Origin of the sequence: Psychrobacter sp. YP14, assembly GCF_003209315.1 — a bacterium.
Classification (GTDB): domain Bacteria; phylum Pseudomonadota; class Gammaproteobacteria; order Pseudomonadales; family Moraxellaceae; genus Psychrobacter; species Psychrobacter raelei.
This window is the reverse complement of record NZ_CP029789.1, coordinates 1,940,915-1,962,188: the sequence shown is the minus strand read 5'-3', so window position 1 is coordinate 1,962,188 and position 21,274 is coordinate 1,940,915. Positions and strand designations below refer to the sequence as shown.

18 protein-coding genes and 2 riboswitches are annotated in these 21,274 nt (G+C 45.1%); of the genes, 11 read left to right on the top strand and 7 right to left on the bottom strand.

Features of this window, described 5'->3' with window-relative positions; translation table 11 throughout:
* Positions 1 to 159: 159 nt before the first annotated feature.
* From DLE54_RS08050 to DLE54_RS08035, 4 genes are all read left to right on the top strand, one after another.
* Positions 160 to 1,464: an O-succinylhomoserine sulfhydrylase gene (locus DLE54_RS08050; protein WP_413775358.1), complete on the top strand. Its 1,305-nt coding sequence runs from the start codon at positions 160 to 162 to the stop codon at positions 1,462 to 1,464.
* A gap of 211 nt (positions 1,465 to 1,675) precedes the next feature.
* A complete protein-coding gene (locus DLE54_RS08045) occupies positions 1,676 to 2,008 on the top strand; it encodes a YbaB/EbfC family nucleoid-associated protein (RefSeq protein ID WP_011960946.1) in 333 nt (110 codons plus the stop codon).
* Positions 2,009 to 2,202: 194 nt separating this feature from the next.
* Complete coding sequence (gene recR / locus DLE54_RS08040; RefSeq protein WP_011960945.1) at positions 2,203 to 2,790, top strand: recombination mediator RecR; 588 nt, start codon at positions 2,203 to 2,205, stop codon at positions 2,788 to 2,790.
* 59 nt (positions 2,791 to 2,849) lie between these two features.
* The gene (locus DLE54_RS08035; protein WP_011960944.1) at positions 2,850 to 4,145 is read left to right on the top strand and encodes a ribonuclease D; all 1,296 of its coding nucleotides are present in this window, start codon (positions 2,850 to 2,852) and stop codon (positions 4,143 to 4,145) included.
* On the opposite strand, the gene DLE54_RS08030 is transcribed toward DLE54_RS08035, so the two are convergent.
* From DLE54_RS08030 to gcvT, 5 genes are all read right to left on the bottom strand, one after another.
* A complete protein-coding gene (locus tag DLE54_RS08030) occupies positions 4,142 to 4,891 on the bottom strand; it encodes a serine aminopeptidase domain-containing protein (RefSeq protein WP_110816809.1) in 750 nt (249 codons plus the stop codon). The genes DLE54_RS08035 and DLE54_RS08030 overlap by 4 nt on opposite strands.
* 186 nt (positions 4,892 to 5,077) lie before the next feature.
* The gene (gcvP, locus tag DLE54_RS08025) at positions 5,078 to 7,981 is read right to left on the bottom strand and encodes an aminomethyl-transferring glycine dehydrogenase (protein WP_110816808.1); all 2,904 of its coding nucleotides are present in this window, start codon (positions 7,979 to 7,981) and stop codon (positions 5,078 to 5,080) included.
* Between the two features lie 108 nt (positions 7,982 to 8,089).
* Positions 8,090 to 8,887 carry a nitroreductase family protein gene (locus DLE54_RS08020; RefSeq protein ID WP_110816807.1) on the bottom strand — a complete coding sequence of 266 codons (798 nt, stop codon included), beginning with the start codon at positions 8,885 to 8,887 and terminating at the stop codon, positions 8,090 to 8,092.
* Between the two features lie 190 nt (positions 8,888 to 9,077).
* Positions 9,078 to 9,458, bottom strand: coding sequence for a glycine cleavage system protein GcvH (gcvH, locus tag DLE54_RS08015; protein ID WP_011960940.1), 381 nt, complete (start codon positions 9,456 to 9,458; stop codon positions 9,078 to 9,080).
* Between the two features lie 230 nt (positions 9,459 to 9,688).
* Positions 9,689 to 10,834, bottom strand: a complete 1,146-nt coding sequence (gene gcvT / locus DLE54_RS08010) for a glycine cleavage system aminomethyltransferase GcvT (RefSeq protein WP_110816806.1) — start codon at positions 10,832 to 10,834, stop codon at positions 9,689 to 9,691.
* Positions 10,835 to 11,049: 215 nt separating this feature from the next.
* Positions 11,050 to 11,160: riboswitch (glycine riboswitch) on the bottom strand.
* Positions 11,161 to 11,283: 123 nt separating this feature from the next.
* Positions 11,284 to 11,421, bottom strand: a riboswitch (glycine riboswitch).
* A 391-nt stretch (positions 11,422 to 11,812) separates the two neighbouring features.
* Here gcvT and DLE54_RS08005 point away from each other — a divergent pair.
* The 7 genes from DLE54_RS08005 (at position 11,813) to DLE54_RS07975 (ending at position 19,135) form a co-directional block, all read left to right on the top strand.
* On the top strand, positions 11,813 to 12,133 hold the full coding sequence (locus tag DLE54_RS08005; RefSeq protein WP_110816805.1) for a YcgL domain-containing protein: 321 nt from the start codon (positions 11,813 to 11,815) through the stop codon (positions 12,131 to 12,133).
* 262 nt (positions 12,134 to 12,395) lie between these two features.
* A complete protein-coding gene (locus tag DLE54_RS08000) occupies positions 12,396 to 12,986 on the top strand; it encodes a hypothetical protein (RefSeq protein WP_011960937.1) in 591 nt (196 codons plus the stop codon).
* A 448-nt stretch (positions 12,987 to 13,434) separates the two neighbouring features.
* Positions 13,435 to 14,307 (top strand): AAA family ATPase, encoded by an 873-nt coding sequence (locus DLE54_RS07995; RefSeq protein ID WP_110816804.1) that lies wholly within the window; start codon positions 13,435 to 13,437, stop codon positions 14,305 to 14,307.
* A 72-nt stretch (positions 14,308 to 14,379) separates the two neighbouring features.
* Positions 14,380 to 15,624, top strand: coding sequence for a vWA domain-containing protein (locus DLE54_RS07990; RefSeq protein WP_110816803.1), 1,245 nt, complete (start codon positions 14,380 to 14,382; stop codon positions 15,622 to 15,624).
* Positions 15,625 to 15,754: 130 nt separating this feature from the next.
* Complete coding sequence (locus tag DLE54_RS07985) at positions 15,755 to 16,270, top strand: septum formation family protein (RefSeq protein WP_110816802.1); 516 nt, start codon at positions 15,755 to 15,757, stop codon at positions 16,268 to 16,270.
* A 120-nt stretch (positions 16,271 to 16,390) separates the two neighbouring features.
* Entirely contained in the window at positions 16,391 to 17,530 is a 1,140-nt protein-coding gene (nspC, locus tag DLE54_RS07980) for a carboxynorspermidine decarboxylase (RefSeq protein WP_110816801.1), read from the top strand.
* 336 nt (positions 17,531 to 17,866) lie between these two features.
* Entirely contained in the window at positions 17,867 to 19,135 is a 1,269-nt protein-coding gene (locus tag DLE54_RS07975; RefSeq protein WP_011960932.1) for a saccharopine dehydrogenase family protein, read from the top strand.
* A 105-nt stretch (positions 19,136 to 19,240) separates the two neighbouring features.
* On the opposite strand, the gene DLE54_RS07970 is transcribed toward DLE54_RS07975, so the two are convergent.
* Both DLE54_RS07970 and DLE54_RS07965 read right to left on the bottom strand, forming a co-directional pair.
* Complete coding sequence (locus tag DLE54_RS07970; RefSeq protein ID WP_011960931.1) at positions 19,241 to 20,035, bottom strand: ABC transporter ATP-binding protein; 795 nt, start codon at positions 20,033 to 20,035, stop codon at positions 19,241 to 19,243.
* Between the two features lie 52 nt (positions 20,036 to 20,087).
* Positions 20,088 to 20,987, bottom strand: a complete 900-nt coding sequence (locus DLE54_RS07965; RefSeq protein WP_011960930.1) for an ABC transporter permease — start codon at positions 20,985 to 20,987, stop codon at positions 20,088 to 20,090.
* Positions 20,988 to 21,274 lie beyond the last annotated feature (287 nt).

Here is a 21,274-nt window from a genome sequence, read left to right as displayed (position 1 = left end):
TCCAAAATAAGAATAGCGTTACACTACATTAGAACACTAAAGTTACTAAAAAATCATCCATATATTGCTAGAATAGCTTATTTAATAAGCCCTTATTTTAATTAATTTCTTTTAAGTTTACTGGCCAATTTAGCTGATAATACTAGGACTGACAACACCATGACTGATAATACTCTAAGCCTTGATCCCTCAAAAACTGCGCCTACCCCTAGTAAGTCAGGCCCTCAGTTAGATAGTAATTGGAACAACGATGCGCTTGATTTGAGCCAAGACTATGGCATGCAGACCATAGCAGTCAGAGCCGGTCAACATCGTACCGATGAGGGTGAGCACAATGAGCCAATTTTCACCACCAGCTCTTATGTGTATGAGTCAGCGGCTGATGCTGCTGCCCACTTTAATGGTAGCAAAAGCGGTAATGTCTATTCACGCCACACCAATCCTACAGTACGTACCTTTGAGCGTCGATTGGCTGCACTAGAGGGTGGTGAGCGTGCGGTGGCCACAGCCTCTGGTATGGGCGCAATCTTGACCATGTGCCTAGCTTATCTCAAGCAAGGGGATCACATTGTAGCAGCCAAGCAGCTGTTTGGCTCAACGGTCGGTCTGTTTAATAACTTTATGGGTAAGTTTGGTGTCAGCGTCACCTATGTGGACTGCTTTGACAATCAAGCTTGGGCTGATGCCATTGAGCCCAATACCCGCCTGCTATTTTGTGAAACCCCAAGCAATCCTTTGGGTCAAATCGCCGACTTACAGGCCATTAGTGAGATCGCTCACGCTCAAGGCGCACTGTTTGTGGTTGATAACTGTTTTGCGACCCCAGCCATTCAAAAGCCCTTGGATTTTGGTGCCGATGTGGTGATTCATTCAGCCACCAAGTATATCGATGGGCAAGGCCGCGTATTGGGCGGTGCTTTAGTGGGTAGCGATGAGCTAATGCAGCAGGCTTTCGTTGTGGTACGATCAGGCGGGATTAGCATGAGCCCGTTTAATGCTTGGATATTTATCAAAGGTCTTGAAACCTTGAATTTGCGCATGCAGGCACATTGTGACAATGCCAATAAGATTGCCGCCTTCTTGCAGTCGCATCCCCATGTAGAAAAAGTGCATTTTTCAGGATTAACCAGTCATCCTATGCATGAATTAGCGGTCAATCAGCATCACCGCGCCAATTGCTTTGGTGCCATTATGGGCTTTGAGGTGAAGGCGGTAGGGGCACATACCGCTCAATCTGCTGCGTGGCATGTTATTGATAGCACGCGCATGGTGTCTATTACCAACAACTTGGGCGATGCCAAAACCACAGTGACCCATCCGGCCACCACCACCCACTTTAGGATTTCGTCTGAGGCAAGAGCTGAGGCGGGCGTCACTGACTCATTAATTCGACTGTCTGTGGGCCTTGAAGATGTCGATGATATTATCAAAGACTTAGCACGCGGATTGGACAGTCTGAGCTAAGTTTGACGGTGTTTGTCCTATAAAGACATCTGCAGCCTAAAAACAAGGTAAATAAGCCAAGTCACAAGCTTAAAACATAACCCCTTAGACAGTCTGTTCAGTTATCAGTATAATGAGACTAATGGTGACTTAGGGCTGTTAAAAACAATAAAACAGTGACTGATACCTAGCACAAAATTCGATACATTGTGATTACTTATTAGAGGTAAATATGAATATTCAAGCACTTATGCAGCAAGCGCAAGCCATGCAAAAGCAAGTGGAAGCCAACGTAGAAAAAGCAAAAAAAGAGCTGGCAGATAAAGAAGTTCAAGCTGAAGCCGGCAATGGCTTGGTAAAAGTGACCATGACCGGTCGCCATGTGGTAAAACGTCTTTCTATTGATCCAAGCTTATTAGAAGATGAGCCAGATTTAATCGAAGATTTAATCGCTGCTGCCATTAATGCTGCTGTTACCAAAGCTGACGAATTGTCAGAGACGACTTTAGCCAAGGCCACCAGTGGCATGGGGCTACCTCCAGGCATGCAAGGGCTATTTGGTTAATGGCGTTTTAATTGACTGATTAAAAGCTAAAATGGGGTGGTAATGAGTCAATTACCCCCCATTTTTGTTTTAACGCTATTTTTTTAACGCTATTGTTGAGCGACCCTAAAATAGGGTGCTTAATCTAGGGCGCTGAATTTAAGGTGCTTGGCTGATTTTATAGATTCATTGACACAAGTAAAAAAGGTGATTGATTGTTAACCGAAAAATTTGATAATTTGGTTAAGCAGCTGCGTGTGCTGCCAGGTGTGGGTCAAAAGACCGCCCAACGTATGGCGCTGCATCTGCTAAATGGTAGAAGAGGGCAAGGCTCAGCTTTGGCGCAGGCGCTAGATATCGCCATGCACGAAATCATTGAATGTCGTCAATGCCATTCTTTTAGTGATGATGACATCTGTCCTATCTGCGTTGATCCTAGACGTGATGATAGCGTGCTGTGTGTGGTGGAGACCGCCGCTGATGTCATGGCCATCGAGCAAGCAGCAGGCTATAGAGGTCGCTATTTTGTGTTGGGGGGGCATTTATCGCCATTAGACGGTATTAATGCCGATGACCTCAATATAGATCAGCTGGTTAACCGAGTCAAAACCGCACCGGTTGATGAGATTATCCTAGCCACCAGTACCACCGTAGAGGGGCAGACCACCGCGCATTTTATCGCTGAAGCTGTGCGTCGCCATGTGGGCAAGGTCACGCGTATAGCACAAGGTATTCCTATGGGCGGTGAGCTTGAGTATTTAGACAGTATGACCTTATCGCAAGCGCTACAAAACCGCTCTTAGCTTTTATATTTTGTGATTTTATTTGTTTAACTTTTTCGCCAATTTTTAAGAAGACCCCAATGACACAGGTAGCATCCGAGACAACCGCAGCAAAAGCGCAATCCACAGACAAAAAAATTGCCTCTATTTATGACAGCAGCAAGCTACTAGATGTTGAGGCTATTGCACGTGAGCGACAAGCGTCAGCAGATTTGCCTGTGCACTGGGTGGCAGATTTTGATGCCCTAGAGGCCTGTTTAGATGATTTAGAGACCTGCGATCGGGTGGCACTAGATACCGAATTCATTAAGCGCAATACTTACTTTCCTATTCTAGCGCTGGTGCAGATTAATACCGGTAAAGCCATCTATTTGATTGATGCACCGAAGCTTGATTTGACGGAGTTTTGGGTGGTATTAGAAGAGATGCCATTGATGATTTGGCATGCTTGCGGTGAGGATCTGGGTATTTTTTATCTGCTATCAGAAAGCCCTGCGCTCACCAATGTGTTTGATACTCAAATTGCTTTGTCTTATCTAACCGGACAGCTACAGATGGGGTATCAGCAAGCACTGAGCCAAGAGCTTGATGTGCATGTCGAAAAAGCAGAGAGCCAATCAGATTGGCTGGCACGTCCGTTGAGCCATGAGCAAGAAAATTATGCCATTGATGATGTGCGTTATTTGCTCAATTTATACGATATATTGCAGCAGCAACTGAGCAAGCAGGGCTTAACTGATAAAGTGGTTGAGGACTGTCAGTTGTATGCCAAAGAGTTGTATGAATCGGCCAATATCGAAGATGACGCCACTTATCTTGCTATGGCAGATTTTCGCTATACCCCAGAGCAGTTGGCGGTATTACAAGCAGTATCTAGCTGGCGCGAGGCATTGGCTCGAGCGACCAATCAGCCCAAGACTTTTGTGCTAAAAAAACAAGCCGTACGTGATTTGGTGGTAGAGATGCCAACCAGTATTAAGCAGCTGACTCAAAAGACCACCATGCACCGCAGTATCGTACGCTTATATGGTGATGAGCTGATCCAAGTGATTAATCAGGCCAAGGCGCTAAGCCCAGAGGAGCAGCCACCACGGATTTTTCCACCCTACCGCTCTAAAGATAAGAGTGTCTCAAAAGCGGTCGATCAGGTGATTAAGCAATATGAGGAACAGACTGGCGTGCCTGCCAATGTGCTGATGCGCAAAAAATGGCTGTCAAGCTTATATGAAATTGTGGCCTATGACTTACCACTTGAGCAGCTGCCTGAGGGTCTAAAAGGTTGGCGCAATGAATGGGTGATGAGCACCTTAATTCCACTTATCACGTCGCACAAAGAAGCACTAAAAGCGGGTATGAGCATGCAAGAGGATGACTAGCGGCGTTTAAAATAACCATGGTCTAAGAAGTAGGCCGTTTGCTCAGCTACTTTTGGGTTAATGAGCATGCCGGTGTGTGAGACGGGCATAATAATATGATCTGTTGCCTCATTAAGCTGGGTCTCAAACACATAAACGGTGCCATCGTGGGCAGATTGCGGCTGTGATAAGTTAACCTTTTGGTTGTGATAATTTAGCACCAGTTGCCCTAAGCCATAAGGGGCATCGCCGGCTATCACGCCTAAGCTTATGCTTTTAGGCCAAGGGGCGCTTTGGCCATCTAATGCATTTTTAAATGAGTGTCCCACCAAAGGCGCCGCCAATGTACTCATGTATTTGGCGGTGGTACTGCCATTATGTGGTGTGCCTAAGGTAACGCAGCGGCCAATTTTCCAGTGTGGATAACGCGCCACAAAATCTCGAATGACCAAGCCGCCTAAGCTGTGTCCGACCAAATGAATGGCGATGGCAGGATTGTGATGCTCAGTGAGCCACTGATTTAAGCGTTTACTGTGCTGATCAATACGCTCACGCAGGCTGTGATAATTATGCTGATGGGTGGCAAAACCACGGTTTTGTAACTGCTTGGCCAATGGCGTCATAATCCAGTCTTTTTGATGCAGTCCATGGATTAACACCACAAAAGGACGCTCTGAGTCGCCATGGGTCATCAGTTTATGGGATGGTTTATGAGGTTTATCAGGTTTTTTTAGAAGCACAATATTAGGCAGGGGTAGCTTTAACATAAGGTAAGCTCGTTAATATAATCTCATGAGTGAGTCTTATCATAATACACTGCATACAAAAAAACCTTCAAGTCTTGGACCTGAAGGTTTTTTTGTTGTTACTCATTAAGTAATAGCAGCGTGATCAATAGCAGCTTAGCTTATTGAAGGCTTACATGCCCATCTAAGCTGTCTGCTACATCCTACCTACATATAATTTTCGATACTTGGGCAGCTACACATTAGGTTTTTATCGCCATACACATCATCAATACGGCCCACAGATGGCCAGAATTTGTGCTCACGGATATAGTCTAATGGGAAGGCTGCGGTATCACGGCTGTATGGGTGTGACCACTCAGCACCAGTAATCACAAAGGCAGTGTGCGGTGCATTGACCAGAGGGTTGTCCTCTAACGTCCAGCCGTCTGTGCCCGCTTTTACTTTCATGGCTTCTTGCTTGATAGATTTTAGCGCAGCAATAAAGCGGTCAAGCTCATGCTTAGCTTCAGACTCAGTAGGCTCAATCATCAAGGTGCCAGCCACAGGGAAGCTCATGGTAGGCGCATGGAAGCCGTAGTCCATAAGACGCTTGGCAATGTCTGCTTCAGTGATGCCGGTTTCTTCTTTGAGCGGGCGAATATCAATAATACACTCGTGCGCCACACGGCCGTTTTTGCCAGTATATAACACAGGGTAATCGTCTTTTAACTGACTGGCCACGTAGTTGGCGTTAAGCAGCGCAGTCTTAGTGGCTGATAGTAGACCATCACGGCCCATCATGGTGATATACATCCATGAGATAGGTAAGATACTTGCTGAGCCATAAGGGGCTGCAGAGACCGCCGTGGTGTCTTTTGGTGCATTAAACACAGGGGTTACGCTGTGGTTGGCTTTAAAAGGTGCAAGATGCGACTTCATGCCAATAGGACCCATGCCTGGACCGCCGCCGCCATGAGGGATACAGAAGGTTTTGTGTAGGTTCATGTGTAGCACATCCGCGCCCACTTCAGCTGGCTGCATAATGCCCACCTGAGCGTTCATGTTGGCGCCGTCCATATACACTTGACCGCCATGGCTGTGAATTAAACTACAGATATCACGGATACCCGCTTCAAACACCCCATGCGTTGAGGGATAAGTGATCATCAAGGCACCCAAGTTTGCACTGTGCGCCTCACACTTCGCCTTTAGGTCATCCACATCGACGTTACCGTTTTCGTCGGTATCTACTACCACAACTTTCATGCCCATCATTTGAGCAGTCGCAGGGTTGGTGCCATGGGCAGATTTAGGGATTAAACACACATCACGCTCAGTTTGACCCAATGATTCATGGTAACGGCGGATGGCCAATAGACCTGCGTACTCACCAGAGGCGCCTGAGTTTGGCTGCATAGAGATATCATCAAAGCCGGTGATGGCTTTTAACTGCTCTTGCAGGCTTTCAATCATAGCGATGTAACCGGTAACTTGGTCACGAGGGGCGAAAGGATGCACATTGGCAAACTCATTCCAAGTGATGGGCAACATTTCGCTGGTGGCATTGAGCTTCATGGTACAGCTGCCAAGCGAAATCATGCTACGGTTCATGGCCAAGTCTTTGTCTTCAAGCTTTTTCAAGTAGCGTAGCATTTCGTGTTCGGTGTGATGCGAATTAAACACAGGGTGAGTCAAAATAGCATCGGTACGCAATACCGCTGAGTCTAAAGAGACACGAGCATCGCTAGGTAAGGCTTCTGCTTTGTTGGTGAACAGCTGAGTTAAGGTTTCAAAGTCTGCTGCATTACTGGTTTCAGAGAAAGACACCGACAATTTGCTGTCGCCTTCACGCCATAAGTTATAACCTAGGTTTTCAGCGTTCTCATAGATTTGAGTGGCCAGTTTTTCTGAGCCGCAATCGATCAATACCGTATCAAAGATTTGATCATGAACCACTTTTAGCTCATCGCCAGCCGCTTTAATGGCATCACTAAAGGCAGTTGCCATAGCATGGATGCGAGTGGCAATGCGCTTTAGGCCTTCAGGGCCATGGTATACCGCATACATACCAGCCAAGTTGGCCAATAGCACCTGAGAGGTACAGATGTTTGAGTTGGCCTTTTCGCGGCGAATGTGCTGCTCACGAGTTTGTAGCGCCATACGTAGCGCTGTATTGCCTTGGGCGTCTTTTGATACCCCGATAATACGGCCTGGCGCTGATCGTTTGGCTTTATCTGTGAAGGCAAAGTAGGCCGCATGTGGACCACCAAAGCCCATAGGAATACCAAAACGCTGCGTACTACCCAAAGCCACATCGGCGCCCATAGCAGCGGGTGATTTTAGCAGTACCAAGCTCATGATATCGCTGACCACAAGCGCATACGTTTTGTTTTGTTTAACCGCAGCAATAACCTCAGTTAAATCTACCACGTCGCCTTCTTTACCCACATACTGGAATAGGGCACCGAAGAAGTCGCCAGATTTGGCAGTTTCAAAATCACCGACCACAACGTCCCAACCGAAGTACTTAGCACGGGTTTTGATAACATCTAGGGTCTGCGGATATACGCGCTCATCAACGAAGAACTGGTTTGATTTGCTTTTGCTGACTCGCTTGGCCATGGCCATACCTTCAGCGGCGGCTGTTGCTTCATCTAATAAAGAGGCGCCGGCCATCTCAAGACCTGTCAAATCGATACAGACTTGTTGGAAGTTTAGCAGTGCTTCTAGACGACCTTGTGAGATTTCAGCTTGATAAGGGGTGTAAGCTGTGTACCAGCCTGGATTTTCTAGTACGTTGCGCTGAATGACCGCAGGCATACGCACAGGAGAATAGCCTTGGCCGATATAGCTTTTGTTGACGGTGATATCGTCTGCCATAGCACGCAATTTGGCTAAGGCATTGTGCTCGCTCATGGCTTTAGGTAGGTCTAATTCGCGGTTCATACGCACAGCTTCTGGCACGGTATCAGCGATAAAACTGTCCATATCCTCATAACCGACTGCTTTTAGCATTTCGGCTTGGTCGTTGGCGGCTGAACCTAAGTGTCTAGCGACAAAACGGGCTTCATCAAACAGCCCATCAAAAGATAAGCCATTACTGGTAGTGGTTGAATTTGCTGAAGTCATGGTTGTCCTTTGTATCAAGTTGAAGGTCAAAATTGAGCTTGATTAAATCACCAATCCGCTAACGTAGGGAATGATGAGGCGGTAATAAAAGTAGGATAAAAAAATAGGTTAAACTTCTTTGACGAATTGATCGTAATCGAAACGGAACTGACTGTGGTATATACCATTATCAGCACGCTCTCCGGCACCAATCATCATAACCACATGATGGTGATTGCCAAGTTTGAGCAGTTTTTTTAGGGCAGGCTCATCGAAGCCACCCATAGCACAGCTGTCAAAGCCGTGAGCACGTAAGGCTAAAATCAAGTTTTCTGCAGCAAGAGCCGTGTTATACATCGCCCAGTTTTTGATGTCTTCATAGGTATAATAAGGGGATTTAACCGGGCCTTTAAATTGACGAACGGCCTTTGTCATGCCCCACTTGGCAATCGAAATAATGCCAGCTGGTCCACGCAAAAAATCTAATGGAACAATTCTTTCGTAATAATCACGCACCTTTTTTGGCGCAGCGCCATCTGGGAACTTGCGAATATTTTGTTTGGCGTTATCGCGCCAAGTGTCCGTTCTTGCCACCACAGCAATAAGTCGATTTGCGGTTCTGGCACCGTTTTGGTTCATACAAATTTTATTGGCCTTAGCACGCTTCTTTGGCGTGTTAATGACATAAAACTCCCAAGGCTGTAAGTTGCTTGAGTTCGGGGCGAGCATGGCCAATCGCAAGCAATCACGTAGCACGTCATCTGAAATGGGCGTGTCAGTAAATCTTCTTACCGAGCGACGCGACTCCACCACGTTTTTAAAAGCTTCCAGATAAGGGGCTTTTGGGCTGAGCACCTGCTCATTATTCGCCGTCTCAAGGTTAGCAGCATTCGCGTTACTGTCTTGGTGACTGTTGTCGTTGTTCATACCAGCATATCCTTTGCAAATCATAAGGGGGGACAACTGATAAGGTTTTCCCCAGTTTCATCTCTTTAAATTTAGAGAATCAGCTTAAGACTCTATATTTTAAGCACTATAAAATAAGTCTTAAAACTCAGCATTACCTCATGTCAGAGGCAATGCTGATCTAACACACTGATGGACAATAAAGCGTTACTTATAGTTCAGCTTGGTACTCTTCAGCTGATAATAATGACTCAAAGTCATCAGCATTGTCAGGCTTGATACGATACATCCAACCTTCACCGTATGGGTCGGTATTGATAACTTCAGGATCATCTTCAAGCGCTTCGTTAATCGCCACAACTTCACCAGTAAGCGGGGCATAAACGTCAGAGGCGGCTTTTACAGACTCAACGACAGCCACTTCGTCGTCAACGGCCACAGTGTCACCGACGTCTGGTAGTTCAACATAAACGATATCGCCAAGGGCTTCTTGAGCGTGGTCAGTGATACCAACGGTCACGGTACCGTCGTCTTCCAAACGTAGCCACTCATGGCTGGCAACGTACTTTAGCTCTGATGGAACATTACTCATGTTTTTCTCCTGGGGTTAAAAAATCAAACAATAATAAAATATTAAGTAGTTGAATTAAAAGGTTAAATAAATCCGCTACTGGGGCAAATTCGCTCTTACTATAGCAAACAATTGCAGGGTTTATTAGCGCCTATTTTCGATTACCAAAAAAATAAAAATGCGATAGAAATTTGGTCGAAAATAGGCCTTAAATCAGGGCACAGCTTGGCTAGCAGAGCAATAAATGGCTATTAGTCAAATTGCTTAGCGCCATTACGCACAAAAGGCAGCTTTAACACACGGACATCGACAAATTTACCCTTGCCGCGTAAATCGACTTGTACCGTGTCTTCATCGGTGACTGACTCTGGAACACGTGCGATGGCGATAGATTGTTTTAGGGTAGGCGAGAAAGTACCGCTGGTGATAATACCGCTACTTTCTTTATCTGTGCCTTGATTGATGGTAACGCTCATGCCTTCACGCAGTACGCCGCGGGTCTCAAGCAATAAGCCCACCTGCTTCATGGCGCTACCTTCTTCTTGTGACTGCTTGCGCTTGGCAACTAAAGCTTCACGGCCCACAAAATCACGGTCATCTTTTAATGCCAAGGTCCAGCCCATGTTGCACTCATAAGGGCTCACTGTATCGTCCATGTCATGGCCGTATAAGTTCATGCCAGCTTCCATACGCAAGGTATCTCGTGCGCCCAGACCAGCTGGCTTGATTTCATGCTCTAATAATAATTTGTAAAAGTCAGAGGCGTGATCACCATGCAAAATAACCTCAACACCATCTTCACCAGTATAGCCGGTACGCGCCACAAACCAGTCATTGCCTTCGATATCGGTTAAATCTGCACCAACAAAAGGTTTAAGGGCATCTAAAGTATCCGCCCAAGCAGGTTTGGCTCGTTTTAATTTGGCCACAGCTTTTGGACCTTGAACGGCTAATATTGCCAATTCAGGACGTTCTGTTAGGCGCACATCGAAATCTTCGGCCACTTTATTAAACTGAGCCAAGTCTTTATCACGGGTAGCGGCGTTTGAGATAATACGGTATTGGGTTTCTTCTTCGTTGATCAAATAGACAATCAAATCGTCAATAACGCCGCCGTCTGCGTTTAGCATGCCAGAGTACAGCGCTTTGCCGACAGTCTTTAGTTTGGCCACGTCATTTGCCAACAGCTTTTGTAGCCAAGCTTTTGCCTGAGCGCCTTCAACATCAGTAATCACCATATGTGACACATCAAACATACCGGCATCGGTACGGACTGCTTCATGCTCATCAATTTGAGATCCGTAATGGATGGGCAGCTCCCAACCAGAAAAATCAACAATCTTACCGTTATTGTCTAAATGCGACTGATAAAAAGGGGTACGTTGTAAGGTGGTCATGACAAATCCTTATGGTTAGTAATAAAAGCAGTTAATAAAACTTAAGTGAATACCTACTGTATCGTAAATGATGCGGATAGCAAATCATCAAAAAAATCATTAATAAAAATGAAAGCCAAAAATAAAAGGCCTAAAAATGGCATAAAAAAAGGCAAATAAGTCGCCGAGTCATTAGCCTTATCAGCAATCACTGATAAAGTCTCTCGAAATACTTATTTGCCCCATCTGTCCTGTGACCTGAGATTTTCGATAGTGGCCTATCACCGCTATCTTTTCCCCTTCGGTGGGTACTTATGCTTGAAGTACCACTCTCCAGATTTGTCATTGTTGTCTCAAAACGCAGGCTATGGCTGTGCTTTGAAGCCCACCTCATTGTCAGCATTTTATAACTATTGCCGTAATGAGTCGTCTGGCCATAAGCTTAATAGGTCAGCTGTGGCGGTGGGCTAATGAGTCATTCAGTCCGGTTACCTGAGCGATTGGCAGGGTGCTTACGCCTTCGGTGGCAGTCTTATTTATTAATGCGGTTCACTCACATGAAGTTAACTTGCCTTAAAAAGCTTACTGCGCTCTCCTGAAAAACGCCCTTATTATGAAAGGTGTGCGCCAAATTTACAAGTGACAAATTCTCAGCGAATTATACAGCACCTTGGATGAGTAAACATTTAGCGAAAATCTACGCCGCAACTTAATAAAAGCCTTGGTAAAATCTTAAACTGGCTTATGCGCTTAGCAGGCCGTTTCCGCCTATATGAGATGGCAAGGCTATGCTTGTGTTGCGTTTGTTAGCATATTCGTTATTATAGCCACCCAAAAGGCGCACGTGTTGTATTATGGTAGCGTGACAAAATTTTGCTTATGACAATAAGCTTGGTCTGCCAAAGCTAGCTTTTTTGATTGTATGGCGCCCTAAATTTGATTGTATGTCGCCCTAAATGGATCACTCCTTAATTTTTTTAACTGTAAAGGTAGTATGTAATGCATTGTGATATTTATAAATTTCCCAAACGCAGCGAGATGTATGTCTATATTGCACGCCCTGACTATCCCAATGATACCGATGAAATTAAAGATTGGCTGGGCGTGTTACCCAAGGACTTACGTCAAAGCTTGGGCGAGCCAAAATTCTTAATGCATTTGGACTTAGCAGAAACCAAAAAACTGGCCAGAGTCAATAAAGATGACGTGATTGAAAAATTACAATCACAAGGCTATTTTGTACAAACCCCACCCTCAGATGTGCTATTGGCGCAGGCACAGGCGCGTATGAAAGATGGTCAAGATAAGCGTTATGATTGATAAATGGATTTAATTTTTCATTTGGTGTAGAAAACATTTAAAATAGGGGTTTATTGGTCAAAAGACACACTTTTTGGCCAAATTTGCCGCTTAATAACGACTTAAAAATTTATTAATAGCTGCCGATTAGCTATCAGCCATGGATTTATTATTAGTTAACTCATGGTAGAATATGGCAAATGAAAGACAAGATTTGCTTTGGTCCGACTGGCCTTGGCAGTAAGTTTAATTTAACGTTAATTACTTGAAGACTGAGCATTGCATGGAATGGTTACGCAATATTGTTATTAATTTACCGCTGGATGACATCAGCGATGCGGCGAGCCGACTGACGATCTGGTGGAGCCATTTTGTGGCCAATGTGCCGCCTGATATGCTGCCCATGTATGCCTATGTTGGGTTTTCAGTGATGGTGCTGTTGTTGTGGCTTTTGGTGGTTAGAGTGCTGCCCAGTCCCTTTGGTGGTATGAGCTGGCTAGCTGTGTTCGCTATTTTGCTGGCACCTGGATCTGCCGCTGGCGAGACCGGCGATATTGCTCCGGCCAGTATCGGGGTGATTTATGGTATCTTAATGAAAGAACCGGGTGCAGCCATGCGCAGCTTGCTACCTATCTTGGTGGTATTTGCGGTTGGGTTGGTTTTAGGCTTTATTTGGCAAATGATTAAAAATGCCGTTGAGTCCAGTGCTGAACAGGCGCGTCAACAAGCCATCGCTGATGAAAAAGCCAATATGCAATTGGCCTCCGCCAACTATGTTGACTTGGTACAGGGCGATACTGAAGCAAGTCAGGCTGAACTGGTAAAAACCCAAAAGTCTGTGCCTATCGCCAAAGATAGCAATAAAGATAACTGATAATAAGTCATACACGTATTAGGCACACGCTATTAAACCCTTAAAAGTAAAGCCGGCCTTAATAACAACAGACAATGAGCAAGGCGGGTGGGTAAACAAGGTATTGTTTGCCTATTACCGGTCTTAGCCCCTCACAATTTAGATTGCGCTAATCTCGCTTAGCCATGATACATGACAGACACATGACAATTGCCGCAATCTTCCTCTTATTCGCTATGGTTAGTGAGCAACTATTTATCAGCAAAATCAGTCAATAAAACACGCAGCCTAATTGAGCTTAGTTAAACCTCATTAAATCCAATTAAGCTTGGTTAACATTAGCGACTGATATGATGTTTAAAATGTGCATAAACATGCGCTAAGCTCTAAAAATAGTGCTCAAACCTAATGGCTACCCCTTGTTATTTATTACAATATCCACCTTATCTTTAGTGAGAAGAGACTTATTATGACCCAATCTAATCTTAATCAAACAAAAAATACTCAGTTTACCGGTACCCAAAGCTATATCGCCACTGACGACCTACAGTTGGCCGTGAATGCAGCCATTACTTTGCAAAAGCCACTGCTGATTAAAGGCGAGCCGGGCACAGGTAAGACTTTATTGGCAGAAGAGGTGGCCGCAAGCTTGGGCATGCCGCTTATTACTTGGCATATCAAGTCGACCACCAAGGCTGAGCAGGGGCTGTATGAGTACGATGCGGTATCGCGTCTGCGTGATTCGCAATTGGGCGATGATAGAGTGTATGACATCAATAACTACATTAAGCCTGGTAAATTATGGGAAGCCTTTAGCTCAGATGAGCGCAGTGTGTTATTAATCGATGAGATTGACAAGGCCGATATTGAGTTCCCAAACGACTTGCTGCATGAGCTAGATAAGATGTCTTTTTATGTTTATGAGACAGGAGAAACCATCACCGCTGATAAACGCCCTGTTGTGATTATCACCTCAAACAACGAAAAAGAACTGCCAGATGCTTTTTTACGTCGCTGCTTTTTCCATTATATTGACTTCCCAGAAGAGCAAACCATGCGTCAAATCATCGATGTGCATTTTCCCAATATTCAAGAAAAGCTGGTCAATGATGCATTAGATATCTTCTATAAGCTGCGCAATCTTCAAGGTCTTAAAAAGCCGCCCTCAACGTCTGAGCTGGTGGACTGGTTGACCTTGTTATTGGCTGATGACATGGCACAAGAAGAGCTTGAGGAAAACTTACGCGGCGAAAAATCAATTCCACCTCTGTATGGCGCCTTGTTAAAAAATGAAGCGGACATTACCTTATTACAGCGCTTCGCCAATATGATGCGCCGCTAATGATGGAAGATGGCGGCTTATGCATAAGCTTAAAAGTATCGAATCGGTGTCATAAAAAAAGGTTAGGCTGATATGTTTGTAAAACTGTTTTATACCTTGCGCACTTATGGGGTGCCGGTCAGTACCCGTGAGCTGCTTGACTTAAATGCGGCGCTTGATAAGGGATTAATGCGCCAGCCGCATCCTGAACTATCTAAACAGTTTCCTGAGGATAAAGACCTGTGGTACTTTGCTAGTCGTGAGGATATGTACCGGCTTATTAAGCTGTGTATGGTCAAAGATGAGCGTCATTTTGATAAGTTTGACCGTGCCATGGCCGATTATTTCGAGGGCGTTGATAGTCTGGACATCGATGAGCTGATGGCAAAATTGACCGACATTCCTCAAGAGTGGCTTGATCTTAAGCTTGATCCAAAAAACTTGACCGAAGAGCAGCGACGCCTGCTCAAAAAATACGGCTCGCTTGAGGAGCTGATGAAGGCGTTAGAGGAGCGCTTAAAAGAGCAAAAAGAGCGTCATCAAGGGGGCAGCAAATGGGTCGGCACTGGAGGCAGCTCTCCTTTTGGTGCTTATGGCGACCACCCTGAAGGGGTACGGGTTGGCGGTGAGTCTCGTAAGCGTAGCGCTGTTAAAGTATGGGAGCAGCGCAAATACCGCGACCTTGACGATGATAAGCTGCTGGGTACCCGTCAGTTGCAGATGGCGCTGCGCAATCTGCGTCAATTCGCTCGTACCGGCAGTGCCGATGAGCTAGATATCAAAGAGACCATTAAGCGGACGGCCAAAAAAGGAGTACTTGATATCCATATGCAGCCGGAGCGCCGTAATAGGGTCAAAGTGCTGATGCTATTCGATGTGGGGGGTAGCATGGACATACACATTGAAGCGCTTGAGAAGCTGTTCTCAGCGGCCAAAAACGAGTTTAAAACCTTAGAGTTTTTCTACTTCCACAACTGTCTTTATGACTATGTATGGAAAAACAATCAGCGCCGGCATGCAGAGCGCACCCCAACCATGGAGCTGCTGCAAAAATATGGCCGCGAATACCGAGTTATCTTCGTTGGCGATGCCTCTATGTCGCCTTATGAGCTGTTTTCTGTTGGCGGTAGTGTGGAGTATATGAATGCTGAGCCGGGTGCAGTTTGGCTCAAAAGAGTGACCGATCACTTTGATAAGGTGGCGTGGCTCAATCCTGAAGATGCTGCCTATTGGGACTACACCCACACCATAGGCGAAATTAAAAAGCTGATGCAAGGTCATATGTACCCCATGAGCCTACACGGGGTAGAGGAGATGACCGAGTATTTGGCGCGGTAATTTTTTAGTCTGAGCAACTGGCGTTTATAAGCGAGCTATTTATTTTTAAGCTAAATAAACACTAAAACCATTATTCATCTGACAGCGTATGCAGCGGTGTCATTACTTATTGATATTTTAAGGAGATAAATTGATCAAGTTGTCTATAGACCCGCGTAGGCTGTCTATTAAATCTGTTGCGCTGAGTTTAGTGATGATGGCTTTGGCCACAGGATGTACCAAGGCTAAAGACAGTAAACCGGTTGAACACGGTGCTGATGAGATATTCGTAGGGATGTGCTTTAATGATGCTAGCCCTGAGGATACTGAGGTTAATGAGGACGCTGGCTCATCGATTACCAATCTGGCGATTGAGTCATTAGCCTGTGACGCCGCCCATGACAATGAGGTGTATTATATCCATGCTTTGCCCGCCACTGCTCAGGCCCGCTTAGAGACGCCTGAGTTCTTTGAGGAGATGCTAGATATCTGTGAAGATGAGTTTAAGGACTATATCGGTAAAGAGTACCAAAAGTCATTTTATGAGATGTCGGTATTATTTCCCACATCTGAGAGCTGGGAGCAGGGTCACAAACAGGCGATATGCTATGCGTTTCATCCTGAGGCTGATAAATTAGATTATCCGCTAAAAGGCATCAAAAAATAATTAACCGTTTAAGTTTGAATTTGCAAACTTTGACGGCATATAGTCAGCTTAAGTTATTACTGAGGGGCTTCTCCTCATAGGTCTACTTTTTAACTATTTTTACTTTATTTGGGAAAAAATATGCTTAAAACCCCTTACTATCAAATTGATATTGCTGCCTTGAAGCAAAATCTGCAAATTGTACAGCGTCTGTGTGATCTGTCGGGTGCTAAGGCTTTATTGGCTTTAAAATGCTTTGCCACTTGGGGGGTGTTTGATGAGATGACGCCTTATCTGCATGGCACCACCTCATCATCTTTAAATGAGGTGCGCTTGGGCAAAGAAGAGTTTGGTGAGGATAAAGAGACGCATGCTTATAGTGTCGCTTATAGTGCAGATGAGATTGATGAGGTGTTAACCTATGCCGACAAAATCATCTTTAACTCCTTCAATCAGTTGCATGCCTTTAAAGACAAAGCCAAAGCTCAAGGCATTCCTGTGGGTTTGCGTATTAACCCAAAAACCAGCAATTCTTCATTTATTATTGCCGATCCAGCACGTCCTTTTAGCCGTCTGGGTGAGCATGATATCGAAAAAATCAAGCCGGTTATTGACGACATCACTGGGGTTATGATCCATAATAATTGTGAAAATAACAGCTTTGAGGCGTTTAGTGACAGTCTGGCTGATATTGAAGCTAAGTTTGGGGAGCTGTTTTATCAGCTTGAATGGGTCAGTCTAGGCGGTGGTATTCATTTTATTGCCCCAGATTATCCGCTAGAGAAGTTGGCGCAGCGCTTGAAGAGCTTTAGTGAAAAATACGGCGTACAAGTGTATTTAGAGCCAGGCGAGGCCTGTATTCATAATGCTGCTAAATTGGTTACCACCGTGCTAGATACGCTGCATAATGGTAAGCCACTGGCCGTGGTGGATGCGTCTATTGAAGCACATATGCTCGACTTATTGATTTATCGTGAGACTGCGCCTTTGGTACAGATTAACGACGAAGCGTGCCAAATTACCTCGCAGCAAAGCGATGACAGCACCATTATTTATGGTAAATCTTGCTTAGCCGGTGATATCTTTGGTGAATATGCGCTAGATAAGCCGTTAACTATTGGCGATAAGGTATCTTTTGGCAATGCAGCGGGCTACACTATGGTTAAGAAAAACTGGTTTAATGGTGTGGCGATGCCAGCCATTGTTATTTGTGATGAGCAAGGTGAGCTTACAGTCCAAAAAACCTTTGGTTATGAAGACTTTAAAGCCAGTCTATCTTAATCTAACAGCTTATCCATTACCCCAAAACTGCGATGGTCATTTTCGTTAAGACAAGCCTAGTAAGTGAGCTTACTTATTTGTCTATAAATGACGTAAATGACTGTCGCAAATTTAGACATTTGACATTATAATGCTCGGTTTTTAGTATCAGAACTTTTTGGACTGATTATCGCGCTGGGTGTCATTGTAGTAAAGCGTGCTAAGCGCACCAAAAAGTTTGACTAAAGTAATTTCGGGTGCGTGGGTTTTCCCAATTCTTCCTTTTTAATTCACGCACAACACTCACGGCGTCAACACATTAATCATTAAGTTGACCCACTAAGGAGGATTTCCAGATTGACTACTAACACTCAAACCCCCAAACGCAACGTTCTAATCATCGGCGCAGGCGGCGTAGCCCAAGTTGTGGCTCACAAATGTGCCATGCATAATGATGTGCTTGGGGAGTTACATATCGCTTCACGCACCAAACAAAAATGTGATGACATCGCAGCCAGCGTGGTAGAAAAGAACAGCTTTAATCAGCCAGCGACACTGCATACACATGCTGTAGATGCCATGGATTCTGAAGCGGTTGCTGAGTTAATTAACCAAACAGGTGCTCAGATTGTGATTAACGTGGGCTCAGCCTTTGTTAACATGACGGTACTTGAAGCTTGTATTAACACCGGTGCAGCTTATATTGACACGGCCATTCATGAAGACCCTCGCAAGATTTGTGAGACCCCGCCATGGTATGGCAACTACGAGTGGAAGCGCAAAGAGCGCTGTGCAGCCAATAACATTACTGCCATCTTAGGGGCAGGCTTCGATCCAGGTGTGGTCAATGCTTATGCCCGTGCCGGCTACGATATGATGGACAAAGGCTCAGTGACTGATATCGATATCATTGATATCAACGCCGGTAGCCATGGCAAATACTTCGCCACCAACTTTGATCCAGAGATTAACTTCCGTGAGTTTACCGGTACGGTGTATTCTTGGCAAAACAGCCAGTGGCAATCAAATAAAATGTTTGAGGTAAAACGCACCGATGACTTGCCTGTGGTGGGTGAGCAAAACAGTTATTTAAGTGGCCATGACGAAATCCACTCTTTATCTGCCAACCTAGATGTGCCAAACATTCGCTTTTGGATGGGCTTTGGTGACCATTACATCAATGTATTCACCGTACTACAAAACCTAGGTTTGTTATCAGAGCAGCCAGTAGTAACGGCTGAGGGTCAAGAAGTGGTGCCACTTAAAGTGGTAAAAGCTGTTCTGCCTGACCCAAGTTCACTGGCACCAAACTATACAGGCAAAACCTGTATTGGTGATAAAGTGAAGGGTAAAATCAATGGTGTAGACACTGAGATCTTTATCTACAACGTCTCTGATCACAAAGAAGCCTACAACGAAGTGGGTAGCCAAGGTATCTCTTACACCGCAGGCGTGCCACCTGTCGCAGCTGCCATGCTAGTGGCCACTGGTGAGTGGGATGTGGGGCACATGGCAAACGTTGAAGAGCTTGATGTTAAACCCTTTATTAATCTATTGAACAATATTGGTCTGCCAACACGCATTCAAGATGATAAAGGCGACCGTGCTTTAGAGTTTGATATTTAAGCTTTAGTCGCTATCTATACCGTGCTATTAACTAAAAACCCGCCTCAACTTGAGGCGGGTTTTTTAGGTTTGTAACGGCATGAGCTGCTCGTCAGTCGTGAGAAATTAGCTTAAAATCAGGCTGTCATCCTCTACCTTTTCGCCCCGAGTTTGCTCAAACATATCTAATAGATCATGCACAGTCATACCTTGTCGTACATCACCGGAGACATCTAATACCACTTGGCCTTGGTGCAGCATCACGGTGCGATCGCCGTGGGTTAAGGCTTGCTGCATGGAGTGGGTGACCATCATGGTGGTCAGATTGTTGTCTGTGACAATCTTATCGGTCAGCTCCAAGACAAAAGCGGCAGTTTTGGGGTCTAAAGCTGCGGTATGTTCATCAAGTAATAAGATTTTTGAGGGCTGTAATGAGGCCATAAGCAGACTGACTGCTTGACGTTGACCCCCTGATAATAACCCCATTCTATCGGTTAAGCGGTTTTCAAGTCCCAGCTTTAGGATAGACAGCTTTTCACGGAACAAATCACGGTTTTTATTATTAAGCGCAAAGCTTAAACCACGTTTACCACCGCGTTTATAGGCTAACGCAAGGTTTTCTTCAATGGTTAGTGCTTCACAAGTACCGGCCATAGGGTCTTGGAATACCCGAGCCACCCAGTGCGCTCTTTGGTGCGCACTTTTTTTGGTGACATCAACACCGTTTAATAAGATTGAGCCGCTATCAACACGGGTGGTGCCGCTTACTGCGTTCAAAAAGGTAGATTTGCCTGCGCCGTTGGTGCCAATTACGGTCACAAACTCGCCTTCAGCGATGTTTAAGCTAATGCCACGCAGCGCAGGGTTTTCTATCGGAGTACCTCGGTTAAAGGTCAGTCGTAGGTCATTGGCTTGCATCATAAGGCGATATCCTTCTTATTTCAGAGGGTCTGAATTAAATGGTTAATAAAGGTTAGCTGCTACGGCGACCGGACAACAGTTTTGACTTAATGGATGGCAGTTGTAGAGCAATGACCACCAATAACGCTGTGATTAAGTTCAAGTCTTGCGAGCCAAAGCCAATACTGCGTAAGGTACTGCTCGATAAAGCCACCTGAATAAATAGCTTATAGATAACCGCACCTAAAATAACCGCAAGGGTAATTAGCCAAATACGCTTAGCGGGGATAATGGTCTCACCAATAATAACCGCAGCCAGACCAATAACAATGGTACCAATACCAATAGAGATATCAGCGCCGCCTTGGGTCTGCACAAATAGTGCGCCGCCCAAAGCAATCAAGGCGTTGGAGATGGCCATACCAATGACCGTCATCCATGAGGTATTAATACCTTGAGCCTGTGCCATACGTAGGTTTGATCCAGTAGCGCGCATCGAAAGACCGGCTTCTGTACTAAAGAACCAGTCTAGAATTAGCTTGGCCACCAATACCACCGCCCCGATAATCAAGCAGCGCATCCAGTATCCATTTTCATTGGTCACCAACGTGCTAAATACCGTTTGCTCACCCAGCAAAGGTAAGTTAGGGGCACCCATAATACGTAGGTTGACTGAGTACAAAGCGACCATGACCAAAATACTGGCCAAAAGCTGCAAAATTCCCAACTTCACGTGTAAAAAAGCAGTGACCACACCAGCGGCTGCACCAGCGAGCATACCCAAACCACAAGCAATCCAGGGGTCTATACCAGACACAATAGAGATACCAGCAATCGCGCCACCCAGCGGGAAGCTACCATCTGCTGTCAAATCTGGGAAATCTAGGGTTCGAAAAGAAAGTAGGACACCTAAAGCCACTAAGGCATAGATGAGGCCACTTTCAAGAGCACCAAAAAAAGCAATGAGAGACATAAGAGATTAAGCCACCGCTTAGTGTTCAGCTTGCTACTATTGATTGTGTGAGCTGGCAACACTTAAATAAAATAATATACCAGCACAGTCAATAGACAGTTAGCCAAAGTGGATTTAACAGATTAAATAATCTGCAATTAGGGTAAACCGATGAGTCTTAGGGCTGCGTAATTCTTGAATTGTCAGCAAAACACTCACCAGTAAGATAAGACCACTACCTAGGCAATAAATAGTCATCTGGCCAAAAAAGATTTATTCTAGCAAATAACGCCAAATTTAAACAATCT